This window comes from Geodermatophilus sp. SYSU D00965 (assembly GCF_054050075.1).
In genome coordinates this window covers 72,220-87,474 of sequence record NZ_JBJGYQ010000025.1, presented here as the reverse complement: position 1 = coordinate 87,474, position 15,255 = coordinate 72,220, and the positions used below count along the sequence as shown (strand labels likewise).

Genomic DNA, 15,255 nt, shown 5'->3' with positions numbered 1-15,255 from the left:
CCCCCCCCCCCCCCCCCCGCCCCCCCCCCCCCCCCCCCCCCCCCCCCCCCCCCCCCCCCCCCCCCCCCCCCCCCCCCCCCCCCCACCGCGTAAGTTGATCGACGTGGCTGACGTCAAGGGCTCAGGGCTGCCGATCAAGATGCTGCACGACCGCATCCTGGTGGCACTGCGCAAGGAGGACGGCGAGCGCCGGTCCAGTGGCGGCATCCTCATCCCCGCGACCGCCCAGGTGGCCAAGCGGCTGGTGTGGGGCGAGGCCCGCGGCGTCGGCTCCAGCGTCCGCCAGGTGAAGGTCGGCGACCAGGTGCTGTTCTCCCCCGAGGACCAGCACGAGGTCGAGGTGCACGGCGAGGACCTGCTCATCCTCCGCGAGCGCGACGTGCACGCCGTGGCCGCCGAGCGGATCGAGGAGTCCACCGGCCTCTACCTGTAGCGGCGGGTCGCGCACGTCCCGCGGATCCGATCACTCCACCGGCGGGTCCGCGGCGCGGGCGTGGCGCTCGATCACCCCGGTCATCTCCACCAGGAAGCGGCGGACGACGGCCAGCTCCTCGTCCGAGTAGCCGCCCATCGCCGCGACCAGGTCGCGCTGCAGCCCGCCGAAGTGCTCGGCGCCGGCGGCCATCGCCTCGTCGGTCATCTCCAGCGCGACCCGGCGCCGGTCCTGCGGGTCGCGCACCCGGCGCAGGTGGCCGGCCCGCTCCAGCCGGTCGACCAGCGCGGTCACCGACGCCGAGCTGAGCTCCACCGCCGAGCCGAGGGCGCCCGCGGTCAGCGCCTGGCCGCGCCGCGCGGCGTCCATGATCGTCACCAGTGCCCGGACGTCGGTGCGCCCCAGCCCGTGGACCGTGGCGAACCGCTGACCCACCGCGTCCAGCTCGACGGTCAGCCGGCGCAGCAGGAGGGCCACCTCCTGGCGCGCGGCGACGGCGTCCTCGGCCACTCCCACCTCCCGACTGGCGTCCGGCGGCTCCCCGCCGTAATCTCTCGACGATCGAGATGTTCGACCATCAAGGGACATCATGCGCTCTCTCACCCGCTGGCTGCTCCCCGCCCTCGTCGTCCTCCTCTGGCTCGGCCTCGCCGGACCGCTGGGGCAGTACGGCGGCGCTCTGACCGAGGTGCAGGAGAACGACTCCGCAGCCTTCCTCCCCGACAGCGCCGAGTCCACGCGGGTCACCGAACTGCAGCGCCGCTTCGCCACCGAGCGGAGCCTGCCGGTCGTGCTGCTCTGGGAGAGCGACGACGGCCCCCTGGACGGCGCCCGGCAGGCCGAGGTCGCCGCCCGCGCCGACGAGGCGGTGGCGCTCGCCGACCGGGCCGGCGCCCTGGCCGGGGAGCCGTCCCCGCCGATCCCGTCGGAGGACGGCGCGGCGGTCCAGGTGGTCCTGCCCTTCGACCCCGACCTCGGCGACACCCTGGGCGAGGTCGTCGGACAGCTGCGGGAGCTGCCCCCGGTCGAGGGCACGACGGCCCACGTCACCGGTCCCGGAGCGGCCTTCTCCGACTTCGCCGAGGGCTTCTCCGGCATCGACGGCCTGCTCCTGCTCGCCGCCTTCGGCGTGGTCCTGCTCATCCTGCTGGTCGTCTACCGGAGCCCGCTGCTGCCGCTGCTGGTCATCGGCACCGCCGGCATGGCGCTGGTGGTCGCGCTGGCCGTCGCCTACCTCCTGGCGCGCGAGGGGTGGATCGCGGTCAACGGCCAGAGCCAGGGCATTGCGTCGATCCTGGTCGTCGGCGCGGCCACCGACTACGGCCTGCTCCTGGTCGCCCGCTACCGCGAGGAGCTGCGGCGGGAGCGGTCCCCGTCCACCGCCATGCGCGTGGCACTGCGGCAGTCGTGGGAGCCGATCGTGGCCAGCGGCGCCACCGTGGTCCTCGGCGTCCTGTGCCTGCTCTTCTCCGACCTCGGTTCCAACCGCGGCCTCGGCCCGATCTCCGCGGTCGGCATCGCCGTCGCCGTGCTGGCCGCCCTCACCTTCCTGCCGGCGGTGCTGGTGCTGTTCGGCCGCGCCGCGTTCTGGCCGTTCCGCCCGCGGTACGGGGACGGCCAGCCCCACGGTCGCGGCTGGGAGCGGGTCGCCACCGGCGTCGGCCGCCGGCCGGGCCGGGTGCTGCTCGGCAGCCTCGGCCTGCTGGTCGTGCTCGCGGCGTTCGCGCCCACCTTCGACGCCCGCGGGATCGCCCTGTCCGACGCCGTGCGTGGCGGCTCGCCGTCGGCCGCCGGCCAGGAGGCTCTCGAGCGGCACTTCGCCGCCGGGGGTGCCAGCCCCGCGGTGGTGGTCACGCCGGCCGGCGGCTGGGAGGCGGTGGCCGAGGCGGCCGCCGGCGTGGACGGCGTCAGCGCGGTCGCCCCGTTCACCGGGCAGCGGCCCGGTGCCGGCTCGGCGCCACCGGTCGAGGTCGACGGGCTGGTCCGCCTCGACGCCACCCTCGCCGACGCGCCCGACAGCGCCGCGGCCCGTGACACCGTCGCCGACCTGCGGACGGCGGTGCGCGCCGTCGACCCCGCGGCGCTGGTCGGCGGCGCCACGGCCAGCGACCTGGACACGCAGGAGACCGCGGCCCGCGACCTCGCGGTGATCGTCCCGCTGGTGCTGGGCGTGATCACCGTCGTCCTGGCCCTGCTGCTGCGGGCACTGGTGGCGCCGGTGCTGCTGGTCGCCACGGTGGCGCTGAGCGTGCTGTCGACGGTCGGCGTCGGGTCGCTGGTGTTCGACTCGCTCTTCGACTTCCCCGGCAGCGACCCGCAGGTGCTGCTCATCGGGTTCGTGTTCCTGGTCGCGCTGGGGATCGACTACAACATCTTCCTGATGACCCGCGCCCGCGAGGAGTCGCTGCGCGCGGGCACGCGGGAGGGGATCCGGCGCGCCCTGGCCGTCACCGGCGGGGTGATCACCAGCGCCGGGCTGGTGCTGGCCGCCACCTTCGGCGCGCTCACCGTGCTGCCGCTGGTGATCCTCACCCAGCTGGGGTTCCTGGTCGGCTTCGGCGTGCTGCTCGACACCTTCGTCGTCCGGTCGCTGCTGGTGCCCGCCGCGGTCACCCTGCTCGGCGACCGCGTGTGGTGGCCCGGGCGGCTGGCGAGGCGACCCGTCCGCCCGGCGCCCGAGCGCGAGCCGGCCCGCGTGTGACGCCCACCTCCCGGCTGCACCCCCACCCCCGGCCCCACCCCCGGCCCCGGCCCCCTCGGCGTTGATCATGGGGTTGTTGCGGCCGACCCGCGCGGACACGCCGCAGGAGCCGTCACCAAGCCCATGATCAACTCGGGGAGATGAGTGAGCGGGGGGGCCTTGCTCAGACGTCGCCGGCGCGGACCCGCTGCAGCCAGTCGGCCGCCTCGGCGAAGGCGGGGTCGGCGGCGGTCGCGGGCACCGGCTTGTTGCCCCGCCCGTCGGCCCGCGGGTAGGAGCCGAGGAACCGGACGTCCTCGCACACGCGGTGCAGGGCGGCCAGCGCCTCCCCCACCCGGGCGTCGGCCACGTGCCCCTCGCAGTCCAGCGAGAAGGAGTAGACGCCCAGCCGCTCCCGGGTCGGCCGCGACTCGATGCGGGTCAGGCTGATCTCCCGGACGGCGAACTCGCGCAGCAGCTCCAGCAGCGCGCCGGTGCGGTCGCTGACCACGGCCACCAGCGAGGTCTTGTCGTCGCCGGTCGGCGCGGGCAGCGGGCCGGGCGGGGCCACGAGCACGAACCGGGTCACGGCGCCGGGGTGGTCGGCGACGTCGTCGACGAGGGCCTCCAGGCCGTAGCGCTCGGCCGCGATGGGGGCGCACACCGCGGCGTCGACGGCGCCCTCGCCGACCTGCCGCGCTGCCTCGGCGGTGGAGGTCGCCGGCAGCGGGACCACGCCGGGCAGCAGCTCGGCCAGCCGCCGGGAGGTCTGCGCCAGCGCGTGCGGGTGGCTGGCGGCCGAGCGGACGTCGGCCAGCCGCGTCCCCGGCCGGACGGCGAGGACGAACGACACCGCCAGGAACACCTCGCGGGTGATCAGCAGCGGCGCACCGTCGGCCAGACCGTCCATGGTGGCCGGCACCGAGCCCTCGACGGAGTTCTCCAGCGGCACCAGGGCCGCGTCGGCCTCCCCGGACCGGACGGCGGCCAGCGCCGCGGCGACGCTGGGTTCGGGCTGCCGCGTCCCCTCGCCCGGGGGAACGGCCCTGCTCAGGGCCGCTTCGGCGAAGGTACCCTCGGGCCCGAGGTAGGCGAACCGCGTCGGGGGCCGCGTCGAAGGCATCGCAGGCATCCGACGAGGGTAGTGGCGTCGGGCCGGAGCAACCGCTCCACCCGGGGGGAGCGTCGTCGCGCCCGGCAGCAGGCGGCCGCACCGGCCGGCCCCACCCGTCGTTGGAGGATGCGTGACCCCCGGCCCCGAGCGCCTCACCGAGGGTGACCTCGACGATGCGCTCTGGCGTCTGCTGGCCGCGAGCGACCGCGACGACCCCACCGCCTTCACCGCCGAGCACGACCGGGCCGAGGGCGCCCTGGAGGCCGCCACCGACGCCGTCTGGGTCGCCTGGCGGCACGCCCTCGCCGCCCGCCGCGCCCTGCTGGACGGCGAGCGGGAGCGCGCCGCGGCCGCGGTGGCGGCCGCCCGCGAGGCCCTCGGGCGGTGCCGACCCTGCGCGCAGACCGCCCTCACGCTGGCCTACCTGGCCCACGTCGAGGCAACCGCCGACCACTTCGACGCCGCGATGCTGCTGGCCGTCGACGCCAGCCTGCTCACCGAGAGCCCGTCGGTCGACGGCCCCTCGCGGGCGCTGCACCAGGCCCACCTGTGGCTGTCGCTGACGCTGACCACCCTCGACCTGGAGGAGCTCGCCGTCGCGCAGGCCCTGGCCGGGGACCGGGTCGCCGGCCGGCTGCCGGGCCTGGCCGACCGCTGGCGGCTGCTGCAGCTGTGCGCCCAGCAGCACGCCGAGCTGGCCCAGACCCTGCACCGGCGGGGGGACGCCGAGCGGGCGCAGGAGCTGGCCGGGGTGGCGGTGGAGTGCGCGCAGGCCGCGCGGGAGCTGGGCTGGGAGCCCGAGCCGGGCGAGCAGGACCTGCTCGACGTCGTCCAGGCGTGGGGGATGTCGTCCCGGGGCGAGGTCGACGAGGCCATGGGGCCGATGCGCCGGGCGCACCGGCGCATCCACCGGGACGGCGGCATCTGGCTGCGCGGGTACGCCGACCTGGTGCTCGCCCGGCTGCTCACCCGCCTGCACCAGTCGCAGTCCGGGGGCGGGCACGGCGCCGAGGCCACGGACCTGCTGGTCGACGCCGCCGGAGCGTTCGCGGCCACCGGTGACCGCCGGCGCTACCGGCAGTGCCTGCTCGAGCTGGGCCAGAGCACCGCCGCGATGGGCCGGCCCGCCGAGGCGCTGCACTGGCTGGAGGCCTACCGGGCCGACACCGGCCGCGCCCACGCGCGCGGCCGCCAGCTGTGGGCGGAGATGTTCGTGCGCCGCAGCCGGCTGCGGGAGGCCGAGCGGCAGGCCGCCGTCCTCCGCCGGCACGCGATGGAGGACCCGCTCACCGGCCTGGGCAACCGGCGCAGCGCGGAGCGCCGGCTGGCCAGCATGCGCCTGGGTGAGGAGCCGCTGTCGCTGGCCGTCGTCGACATCGACCGGTTCAAGGAGGTCAACGACGACACCTCGCACTCCAACGGGGACGAGGTGCTGCGCCGGGTGGCCGCCCTGCTGCTCGAGCACTGCCGCGCCGGTGACGAGGTGTACCGCTGGGCCGGCGACGAGTTCCTCGTCGTCCTGCCCACCGCCACCGAGCAGCAGGCACTGGTCGCCATGGACCGGCTGCGCACGGCGGTGGCCGACGCCGACTGGGACGACCTGCACCTGACCGAGCCGGTGACCGTGAGCATCGGCGTGGCCACCGCGCCGGCCGCCGAGGAAGAGTCGCCGAGCTGGCGGTCCCTGTTCGACACCGCCGACCTGCACCTGTTCTCCGCCAAGCGCGGCGGGCGCAACCGGGTCCGGGCCCCCGGCGGGCGGGCGCCGCTGGAGGGGGCCTCGTGACCGCGTCTGCCGGGTGGGGCGGCTGTGACGAAACGGACGACGGACGTCACACCGGTCGGCGCGCCCCGCGACCGGTGCTCGACTCCGTCGGTACCGACGTGCACAGTGCGCTCGTGCCACCGGGAGCCCTGCACCAGCGGGTGACGGCTGCCCTCTCCAACTGGCAGCTCGACGACGCCGAGGAGCTGCTCGCCGACGTCGAGTCCGACCCCTCCCCCTACGTCGCCCCCGCGCCGCGCGACGGCCACGAGGAGACCCCCGCCCACCTCGGCCGCGCGTGGGCCGACACGCTGCGGGCGGAGCTGCTCGTGCGGCGGCTGCGGAAGGCCGGGTTCACCCTCGTCGGCGACCCGGTCGAGCCCCCGCACGGCACGGGCTCACCCCCCGCGCTGGACCTGCACGCCGGCGTCGCCGAGCTGCTCGACGGCCCGGCGCCCGGGGCCGAGGACGGCGACCCGCGGTCGGAGTCGGCCTCCCGCGCCGCGCTGGCGATCGCCCTGGTGCGCTCGGCGAAGGCCGCGTTCGACGCCGCCGACGACGAGCTGCAGCGCGCCGCCGGCCTGGCCCGGCACGCCCGCATCGAGCTGCTCTCCCGCCGCATCGACGCCGCGATGGACGAGGCGGTCGAGGCGGCCAGCCTGCTGGACTCCGCGCTGCCGCCGTCCGGGCTGCTCGTCGACACCCTGGGCACCCTCGCCGGGGTGCTGGCCGACCTCGAGCTCATGCCGCTCGCGCTGGACTACCAGCGGCGCGCGCACGAGACCGCCGTGGCCGCCGCGACGGTGCCCGGCGCCCTGGGGCGGGACGGCGCCCCCGACGGCGAGGCCGACGTCCTGGTCGCCCGCACCGCCACCCGCCTCGGCGAGCTGTCCGCCGAGCTCGGCGAGGGCCTGCTCGACGACGGCGTCCCGGAGGCGGCGGAGCCGCACTTCGCCGAGGCGCGCGACCTCGCCGAGCGCGCCCTGGCCCTGCTGCCGCCGGAGTCGACCGCCGCGGTGGTCGCCGCCCAGGTCGTGCACGGCTGGGCGCTGGTCGGGCTCGGCGAGCACGCCGCGGCCGCCGGTCCGCTGCGCGCCGCCGTCCGGGTCACCACCGCCAGCGGCGACCGGGCGCTGCTCTCGGCGGCGCTGCTGGCCCTGGGCCGCGCGCTGCGCCGGCAGGGCGACGGCCGCGGGGCCGACGAGCAGCTGGCCCAGGCCCTGGCCATCGCCACCGAGCACGGCCTGCCGCGCGTGCGCCGGGCCGCGCTGCGCGAGCTGTGCACGCTGCACTCCGAGCTGGACGACGCCGGCCGGGCGCTGCCGTACCTGCAGGCCTACCTCGCCGACGAGCTGGACCGGGTCGACGAGCGGCGCACCCGCTGGGTGGAGCTGTTCGACCGGCGCAAGAGCCTGCTGGAGACCGAGCGGGCCGCCGGGCAGCTGCGCCGGCAGGCCTACGAGGACCCGCTCACCCACCTGCCCAACCGCCGGTACGCCGAGGCGCGGCTGGACGGGCTGCTGTCCTCGGGCACCACGCCGGCGCTGGCCGTCGTCGACGTCGACCGGTTCAAGGAGGTCAACGACGCCGCCGGGCACCCCACTGGGGACGCCGTGCTGCGGACCGTGGCCGAGCTGCTGATCGCCGGGGTCCGCGACACCGACGAGGTGTGCCGCTGGGCCGGCGACGAGTTCGTCATCCTGCTGCCCGACACCACCGCCGAGCAGGCGGAGCGGGCGCTGGAGCGGGCCCGCCGCGCGGTCGCCGAGTTCGACTGGGCCGGCCTCGGGGTCGACCTGCCGGTGACGATCAGCGTGGGCATCGCCTCGGCCACCCGCGGCGACGACCGGCGCACCCTGTTCGCCGCCGCCGACGGCGTCCTCTACGACGCCAAGCGCAGCGGCCGCAACCGCGTCGTCCGGATGTCGGCGGTCACCCAGACCCGCGCCGGCGACAGCCCGCTCGACGTCCTCTTCGGGCCGGCGAGGCGGACGACGACTGCTGTGACGGACGAGTCCGGTGGGGCGGACACGGCCCCCGCCGTCGCCCCGGCGGGCCCTCCGGCGGCGCATAGGGTCCCTGACGTGCAGCCTTCCCCGCTGGACGACCCGGCCGGAGACCCCGGCGGCTTCGCTCCCCTCCTCGTCGAGCCCGTCGACCCGCCGCTGGGTCTGGGCAGCCCCGCCGAGCCCGCGCTCGGCCCGCTCCCGCCCGCCGAGCCCGGCCCCGTGGCCGCACCGGCCCCGCCGGTCCGGGACGTGCCGGCCGAGCCCGACGTCATCTGGGGCACCGGCCGCAGCACCGAGCAGGTGCTCGCGCTGGTCCGCGAGGCGCGCCGGCAGTTCCCCGACCGGCCGGCGGTGGTCGTGCGCGCGACCGCGGAGACGCTGGTCGCCCTGGCCAGCGAGCACGACGCCTACACCACGGTCGACGCCGCGTCGCTGTCGGCGGCGGTCGGCCCGCTGCCCGAGCCCGTCGGCCGGATCGGCGTGCTGTGCGGGGCCGGGGGCGACCTGCCGGTCGCCGCCGAGGCCGCCTTCGCCGCCCGCGTCACCGGCACCGAGGTCGTGCGGGTGGACGACGTCGGCGGCAGCCGGTTGCGCCCGCTGATCGCCGACCGCTCGCTGCTCGACGACGTCGACTGCCTGGTCGTCGTCGCCGGGCTGGACGCCTCGCTGGCCGGGCTCGTCGGCGCGCTCACCGACGTGCCGATCGTCGCGGTGCCCACCTCCACCGGGCAGCCGGGGTCCTTCGGCGGGTTCAGCGCGCTGCTGACCATGCTGAACTCGGCCTCGCCGGGGGTCGTGGTCAGCAACATCGACAACGGCCACGCCGCCGGCGTCTTCGCCGCGAGGATCGCCCGGAGGACGCGGCGGAGGTGACCGCGGCGCCGCAGCGGCGCAGTGCGTGCGTTCCTCGTCCGTTGCCGGTCCTGCAGCGCCCGCAGGGCACGAGGAACCCCGGCAACGGGGTGGTGGTTACGGTCCCCCGGTGATCGGTTGGCTGGATCTCGCCGCAGGGGCGTCGGGGGACCTGTTGCTCGGCGCGCTGGTGGACGCGGGGGTGCCCTTGGACGTCCCGGCCGCCGCGGTCGCCGCGCTGCCGGTGGAGCGCATCCGGCTGGTCACCGAGCAGGTGAGCCGGCACGGGCTGGGCGCGACCCGGGTGCACGTGCACGCCCCGCCGTCGGTGCACACGCGCACGTGGGCCGACGTCCGGGAGCTGCTCGCCGACGCCGACCTGGCCCCCGCGGTGCGGGACGGCGCGCTGGCCGTCTTCGAGCGGCTGGCCGTCGCCGAGGGCCGGGTGCACCGCGTCGCGCCGGAGAGCGTGCACTTCCACGAGGTCGGCGCGCTCGACGCGCTGGCCGACGTCGTCGGGGTCGTGGCGGCCTTCGAGCACCTGCGGCTGGAGCGGCTCACCGCCTCCCCCGTCGCGCTGGGCAGCGGCGCGGTGCGCGGCGCGCACGGTGTCGTGCCCGTCCCGGCCCCCGCGGTGCTGGAGCTGCTGGCCGGGGCGCCGGTGCACGCCGGCCCGGTGCCCGCCGAGGCCTGCACGCCCACCGGTGCGGCGCTGCTGGCGGCGCGGGTCGACGAGTGGACGGCGCTGCCCCCCATGCGGGTCACCCGCGTGGGCGTCGGCGCCGGCGCCCGCGACCCCGAGCAGCTGCCCAACGTCGTCCGGCTGGTGCTCGGGGAGCCCGAGCGGCCCACCCCGCCGTCCGCGGTGGTGCTGGAGGCCAACGTCGACGACCTGGACCCCCGGCTGTGGCCCGGCGTGCTCGACCGGCTGCTGGCGGCCGGTGCCTCGGACGCCTGGCTGACCCCGATCCTCATGAAGAAGGGCCGCCCGGCGCACACCGTCTCGGTGCTGGCCCCGCCCGGGGCGGTCGACGACCTCCGCGCGGTGCTGTTCACGACGACGTCGACGATCGGCCTGCGGGTGCTGCCGGTCGGCAAGGTGGCACTTGAGCGGGCGTCGGCGTCCGTGGCCGTGCTCGGCGGGCGGGTGGGCGTGAAGCTCGCCGTCCTCGACGGCGCCGTGGTCAACGTCAGCGTGGAGTTCGACGACGTGGCCGCGCTCGCCGCGCGGCTGGCCACCCCGGTCAAGGAGGTGCTGCGCGCGGCCACGGCCGCCGCCGAGGCCGCCTACCCGGTCAGCTGACCGCCGGACGGCGCAGGCCGGCGGCCACCACCGGCACGACGGCGAGGACGACGACCGCCACGCCGCCCAGCCCGCCGAGGGCCCAGGCCGCGAACACCGGCAGCGAGGCGAGCTCGAGGCCCAGCCCCGCCACCGAGGTGATGGTCGCCCGGTGCGGCCCGGTGATCCGGTGCTGCAGGCGCGCCTCCCCGACGACCAGCACGGCGATGTAGACGCCGTAGGCCACGGCGAGCGCGACCAGCGCCGCCGGCCGGGCCCACAGCGCCGTGACGACGAGGAGCACCCCGGCGAGCGCGAGCAGCGCCGGCAGCGCCACGTCGGGGAGCCGCTCGGCGCGCCCGGCCAGCGCCCCGCCCAGCGCCCCGGCCAGGGCCGTGGCGAGGACGGCGAACGGCACGACCTGGGTGGGCACGCCCCAGTCCCCGGCGAGGACCGGGAAGTACTCCTCGAACGCGTCCAGGCCGCCCAGGAGGGCGACCGCGAGCACGGTCAGCCGCAGCCCCGGGCGCAGCGCCTCGGCGACGCCCTGCCGGAGCGGCACGTCCTCCTCCTCGTCGTCCTCCGGGACGTGCCGGGTCTCGGGGAAGCGCAGCGCGAGCGCGGCGGCGGCCAAGCACACCGCGACGCTCGCCCAGCCCACCGCGGGGTACCCGCCGAGCACGAACAGCAGGCTGGCCGCGCCCGCCGTCGGGATCTGCACCAGCAGCTCGGCCGCGGTCATCCACCCGTTGACCCGGGCGTAGGCCGACTCCGCGCCGACTGCCGCCAGGCCGTCGTACACCAGGGCCTCCGCGGCACCGGAGACCAGCGCCGAGGACACCCCCCACAGCGCGAACCCGATCGCGAACGCCGGGGCGGCGGGCGCGGCGGTCCAGACGGCGAACGCGGCCGCCTGCAGCACGCCGCCGAGGACGACGACGCCGCGCCGCGACCAGCGATCGGCCAGCACGCCGGCCGGGACCTCGGTGAGCAGCCCGGTCACCGACCAGACCGCGAACAGCCCCGACACCTGGGCGTCGGACAGCCCGGTGTCGAGGAAGAGCAGGGCGTAGAGCGGGTAGTACGGGACCAGCTCGGAGAGCGCGGCCCAGCCCACGGCCAGCCGGGCCAGCGGGCGGGCCGCGGGGGTCAGGGAGGCCGTGGACGGGCGTCAACGGAACGGCATGGCCCGACGCTAGTGGGCCACCTCACCCGTGCGCACCCGGATTCCCGGCACCGCTCGGCTACGCTGGCGGGCCGAGAAGGGGAGTAGCCCCCCGTCCGCTGGTCGACATGCTGGCGCACCACCTCGGTGGTCGCCCGGTCAGCGGGCCCACGCCCCGGCGTGGGTGGGCGAGACCTTCGACCTGAGCAGTCCCGTGCTGCCGGTCGGAGGCTGCCCGCACCCGCCCGGCAGTGCCGAGCGGAAGAGAGAAACCCCGTGCTGTCCCTGTCGGTCATCGCGACCGCCTTCGTCCTCGTCCTCCCGGTCGAGCTGCCGGACAAGACCCTGTTCGCCAGCCTCGTCCTGGCCACGCGGCTCCCCCACTGGCCGGTGTTCGTCGGCGTCGGGGCGGCGTTCGGCCTGCAGGTCGCCATCGCGGTCACCGCGGGCAGCCTGCTGTCGCTGCTCCCGGGGGCCCTGGTCAGCGGCGTGGTCGCCGTGCTGTTCCTCGTCGGGGCCGTGCTGCTGTGGCGCAGCGCGCGCAGCGGCCCGGAGGAGGCCGACGACATCGCCGCCGCCCGCGAGGGGACGTCGTTCCTCCGCGCCGCGGCCATCTCCTTCGGCGTGCTGTTCGCCGCGGAGTGGGGGGACCTCTCCCAGCTGGCGACCGCCGGCCTGGCCGCCCGGCTGGACGCGCCGATCTCGGTCTTCATCGGCGCCTGGGCCGCGCTGCTCACCGTGTCCGGCCTCGCGGTGTTCCTGGGCAAGAAGCTCGCCGACAGGCTGCCGGTCGCGCTCATCCGCCGGGTGGCCGCCGTCCTGTTCCTCGTCTTCGCCGTGGTGGCCGCCGTCGAGACGGTGCGCGCCCTGACCTGAGCCGCGTCCGCGCTCAGCCCGCCGGCTGCACCAGCGCGAGGCGGCCGACCAGCGCGTCGACCTGGGCGTCGAGGTCGGGCCACGGCAGGTCCGGCCCGGCCGAGCGCAGGCTCACCACGCCGTGCAGCGCCGTCCACACGAGGCCTGCGTCGGCGCGCGGGTCCCGGCTCGCCGACCGCCCGGCACGCACGCAGGCGGCCACCGCCGCGACCAGGACGTCGAAGGCCGCCTGCCCGGCGGGCAGCCGCCGGGGCCCGAACATCGCCCGGTAGCGGCCGGGCGCGGCCAGCCCGGCCGCCACGTACGCGCGACACCCCGCGGAGAGCCGGTCGACCGGGTCGGCGTGCCCGGCCACGGCCGCCGCGATCGCCGCCCGCAGCTCGTCGAACGCCTCGGCGAGGACGGCGTCGAGCAGCGCGTCGAGGTCCGGGAAGTGCCCGTACACGGCCGGGGCGCTCACCCCGGCCTCGCGGGCCACCGCGCGCAGCGTCACCGCCTCCGGCGAGCCGGTCCGCTCGACGAGGGTGGCGGCGGCCCTCAGCAGGTCGGCGCGGAGCCGACCCGGGATCCGCTGAGCAGGGTCGGACGGCACTTTACGAGTGTAAAGGCATCGGTCTACCCTCTGCTTTACACGCGTTAAGTGTCGATCCGAGGAGGAGCCGTGCCCGTCATCCCCGACCTGCCGTGGCAGGCCCCGACCCTGGGCGAGGGCCCCGGCGTCGTCGTGCTCACCCAGCTGCACCTGCGCAGGTTGCGCGACGTCCCCGCCTTCCTGCGCGACTCGCTCGCCATCCGGCGGCAGACCATGCGCTCCCCCGGGGCGCGCTCGCTGTTCCTCCGGGCCCGCCCCCTGGCCCGCCACTTCACGACCGTGTCGTGGTGGGACGACCAGGCGGCGATGCTCGCCTTCGTGCGGACCGACCCGCACCGCTCGGCGATGCGGCGCTGGGGCCCGGAGATGCGGCACTTCAGCAACCGGTCGTTCCCGGGCACCGCCGGCGTCGTCCCCACGGTGGCCGCCGCCGAGGCGCAGCCCGCCTGACCGGCCGAGGCCCTAACCTGCGCCGCATGGAGTTCCGGACGACCGTCGTGCTCGGCGGCAAGACCGCCACCGGCCTGCAGGTACCCGACGACGTGGTGGACGCGCTCGGCGCCGGCAAGCGGCCACCGGTGGTCGTGACGGTGGGCCGCCACACCTACCGGACGACGGTCGCCGCGATGGGCGGGGCGTTCTGGGTGCCGCTGGCCGCCGAGCACCGGCAGGCCGCCGGCGTGCAGGCCGGCGAGGAGGTCGACGTCCGGGTCGAGCTGGACACCGCGCCGCGGGAGACCCCGCTGCCCGACGACCTCGCCGCCGCCCTGGACGACGGGGCGCGCAGGTTCTTCGACGGCCTGGCCCCCTCGCACCGCAAGGAGTGGGTGCGCTGGGTCGAGGAGGCCAAGAAGCCCGAGACCCGCGCCGCACGGATCGCCAAGACCGCCGAGTCCCTGGGCGCCGGGAAGAGGACGCGCTAGGACGGCGGCCCGCCGGGCCTACCGCCGGCGCAGGGTCGGCAGCCAGTCGGCCAGCGCCCGGCCGATCTCGTGCGGCGAGTCCTCCGGGACGAAGTGCGAGCCGGGCACGGTCACCTCGGTCAGCGCCGCCCACTTGCGCACGAAGGCCCGCTGCCGGCCGACCAGGATCGAGCCGGGGTCGGCGTTGATGAACAGCTTGGGGACGTCGCTGGTGCGCAGCCACTGCCCGTAGCGGGCGACGACGTCGCGCACCCGCGGCGGGACCCCTTCGAGCGGGATCTGCCGCGGCCACTCGAGGGTGGGCCAGCGCTCCTCCGGCGTGGTGAAGGGCCGGCGGTAGCGCTCGTGCGCCGCCGCAGTGAGCCCGCGGGCCACCGAGGCGGGCAGGATCCGCTCGACGAAGACGTTCTTCTCCAGCACCGCGGCCTCGCCGTCCGGGCCGCGCATGGTGCGGAAGACCTTGCGCGCGTCGGCGGGCCAGTCCGCCCAGGTCAGCGGTGTGACGATGGCCTCGGTGAACGCGACGCCCCGGACCGCGCCCGGGTGGCGGTGCGCCCAGTCGAAGCCGAGGGCCGAGCCCCAGTCGTGCAGCACGAAGGTGACCCGCTCGGTGGCGCCGACCGCGTCGAGGAACCGCTCGAGGAAGCCGGCGTGGGCGGAGAACGAGTACGTGCCCGGGCCGGGGTCGGGCAGCTTGTCCGAGTCGCCCATGCCGATGAGGTCGGGCGCCAGGCAGCGGCCCAGGTGCTGCACGTGCGGGATGACGTTGCGCCACAGGTAGGACGACGTCGGGTTGCCGTGCAGGAAGACGATGTCGTCCCCGCCCGCCCCGCCCTCCCCCACCTCCACGTACGCCATCTGGAGGTTGCCGTTCGCCCGCCGGTCGACGCGGACGCGCTTGCGGGGGAAGGGGTCCTCGGGCGAGACGTCGTCGGCGGCCATGCCGAGGATCCTCACCCATCGCGCGGCGCGGCACCCCTCGGGGCGGCACCCGTGGGAGCCGCGCCCTGCCGCGCGGCCGCCTGGCGCGCCGCCTCGTCGACGCGGTCGCGGGAGGCGGCCCACTCCGCGGCTCCCCGCTCGGGGAGGTCGGCGTTCTCCGGGCTCATCGACGGCGCCGTCGACGAGCTCGCGGACGATGTCGGCGTGGCCGGCGTGCCGGGCGAGCTCGACGCAGACGTGCACCAGGACGGTGTGCAGGGTCGGCCGGCGTCGCTCCTCGCGCCACCACGGCACCTCGCCGACGGCGTCGAGGGGCAGCGCCTCGACGGTGGCGTCGGCGTGCGCGGCGGCGAACCGGTACAGCTCGACGACCTCCTCCCGGGTCTGGTCCGCGGTCGCCCACATGTCGGCGTCGTCCTCACCCCCGTCGTCCCACGGTAGGGACGCCCGGCCGGCCGGCCGAACACCGGTCGGCGTCATCGGCCGGCGGACGGCGTACTCGTCGAGGCCGTCGAGCTCGGCCAGCAGCAGGAGGACCCGCCTGCCCCCCACGCCTCGCCCGCTCGGCGCGGGCCCCTGCAGGCGGGCCGGCCGAGGTCGACATCGCGCTTGACCCTGACGC

The 15,255-nt window shown here is 77.0% G+C and carries 13 protein-coding genes; 8 read left to right on the top strand and 5 right to left on the bottom strand.

Annotated features, from left to right (window positions below; genetic code table 11):
- Nucleotides 1-103 precede the first annotated feature (103 nt).
- The gene (locus ACI789_RS20860) at nucleotides 104-433 is read left to right on the top strand and encodes a GroES family chaperonin (RefSeq protein WP_456912466.1); all 330 of its coding nucleotides are present in this window, start codon (nucleotides 104-106) and stop codon (nucleotides 431-433) included.
- A gap of 30 nt (nucleotides 434-463) precedes the next feature.
- Here ACI789_RS20860 and ACI789_RS20855 read toward each other — a convergent pair whose 3' ends face one another.
- Nucleotides 464-943 (bottom strand): MarR family winged helix-turn-helix transcriptional regulator, encoded by a 480-nt coding sequence (locus ACI789_RS20855; RefSeq protein WP_457011314.1) that lies wholly within the window; start codon nucleotides 941-943, stop codon nucleotides 464-466.
- A gap of 79 nt (nucleotides 944-1,022) precedes the next feature.
- Between ACI789_RS20855 and ACI789_RS20850 the strand changes: the two genes are divergently transcribed.
- Nucleotides 1,023-3,134 carry an MMPL family transporter gene (locus tag ACI789_RS20850; RefSeq protein ID WP_457011313.1) on the top strand — a complete coding sequence of 704 codons (2,112 nt, stop codon included), beginning with the start codon at nucleotides 1,023-1,025 and terminating at the stop codon, nucleotides 3,132-3,134.
- 163 nt (nucleotides 3,135-3,297) lie between these two features.
- On the opposite strand, the gene pheA is transcribed toward ACI789_RS20850, so the two are convergent.
- A complete protein-coding gene (pheA, locus tag ACI789_RS20845; protein ID WP_457011312.1) occupies nucleotides 3,298-4,245 on the bottom strand; it encodes a prephenate dehydratase in 948 nt (315 codons plus the stop codon).
- A 112-nt stretch (nucleotides 4,246-4,357) separates the two neighbouring features.
- Between pheA and ACI789_RS20840 the strand changes: the two genes are divergently transcribed.
- The 3 genes from ACI789_RS20840 to larC all read left to right on the top strand — a co-directional run bounded on the left by ACI789_RS20840 (nucleotide 4,358) and on the right by larC (nucleotide 10,156).
- Complete coding sequence (locus ACI789_RS20840; RefSeq protein ID WP_457011310.1) at nucleotides 4,358-6,013, top strand: GGDEF domain-containing protein; 1,656 nt, start codon at nucleotides 4,358-4,360, stop codon at nucleotides 6,011-6,013.
- Between the two features lie 113 nt (nucleotides 6,014-6,126).
- Nucleotides 6,127-8,874, top strand: a complete 2,748-nt coding sequence (locus ACI789_RS20835) for a diguanylate cyclase domain-containing protein (RefSeq protein ID WP_457011309.1) — start codon at nucleotides 6,127-6,129, stop codon at nucleotides 8,872-8,874.
- Nucleotides 8,875-8,983: 109 nt separating this feature from the next.
- Nucleotides 8,984-10,156 (top strand): nickel pincer cofactor biosynthesis protein LarC, encoded by a 1,173-nt coding sequence (gene larC, locus ACI789_RS20830; RefSeq protein ID WP_457011308.1) that lies wholly within the window; start codon nucleotides 8,984-8,986, stop codon nucleotides 10,154-10,156.
- Here larC and ACI789_RS20825 read toward each other — a convergent pair.
- Nucleotides 10,149-11,252 carry an MFS transporter gene (locus ACI789_RS20825; RefSeq protein ID WP_457011307.1) on the bottom strand — a complete coding sequence of 368 codons (1,104 nt, stop codon included), beginning with the start codon at nucleotides 11,250-11,252 and terminating at the stop codon, nucleotides 10,149-10,151. The genes larC and ACI789_RS20825 overlap by 8 nt on opposite strands.
- Nucleotides 11,253-11,576: 324 nt before the next feature.
- Here ACI789_RS20825 and ACI789_RS20820 point away from each other — a divergent pair, with 324 nt between their 5' ends.
- Entirely contained in the window at nucleotides 11,577-12,176 is a 600-nt protein-coding gene (locus ACI789_RS20820) for a TMEM165/GDT1 family protein (RefSeq protein WP_456919938.1), read from the top strand.
- Nucleotides 12,177-12,189: 13 nt separating this feature from the next.
- Here the strand turns inward: ACI789_RS20820 and ACI789_RS20815 are convergent, their stop codons facing one another.
- Entirely contained in the window at nucleotides 12,190-12,768 is a 579-nt protein-coding gene (locus ACI789_RS20815) for a TetR/AcrR family transcriptional regulator (RefSeq protein WP_457011306.1), read from the bottom strand.
- Between the two features lie 69 nt (nucleotides 12,769-12,837).
- On the opposite strand from ACI789_RS20815, the gene ACI789_RS20810 reads away from it, so the two are divergent.
- Together ACI789_RS20810 and ACI789_RS20805 are read left to right on the top strand one after the other, a co-directional pair.
- Entirely contained in the window at nucleotides 12,838-13,218 is a 381-nt protein-coding gene (locus ACI789_RS20810) for a hypothetical protein (RefSeq protein ID WP_457011305.1), read from the top strand.
- Nucleotides 13,219-13,244: 26 nt separating this feature from the next.
- A complete protein-coding gene (locus ACI789_RS20805) occupies nucleotides 13,245-13,691 on the top strand; it encodes a YdeI/OmpD-associated family protein (RefSeq protein WP_457011304.1) in 447 nt (148 codons plus the stop codon).
- Nucleotides 13,692-13,709: 18 nt separating this feature from the next.
- On the opposite strand, the gene ACI789_RS20800 is transcribed toward ACI789_RS20805, so the two are convergent.
- Complete coding sequence (locus ACI789_RS20800; protein ID WP_457011303.1) at nucleotides 13,710-15,185, bottom strand: haloalkane dehalogenase; 1,476 nt, start codon at nucleotides 15,183-15,185, stop codon at nucleotides 13,710-13,712.
- Between the last annotated feature and the right edge of the window lie 70 nt (nucleotides 15,186-15,255).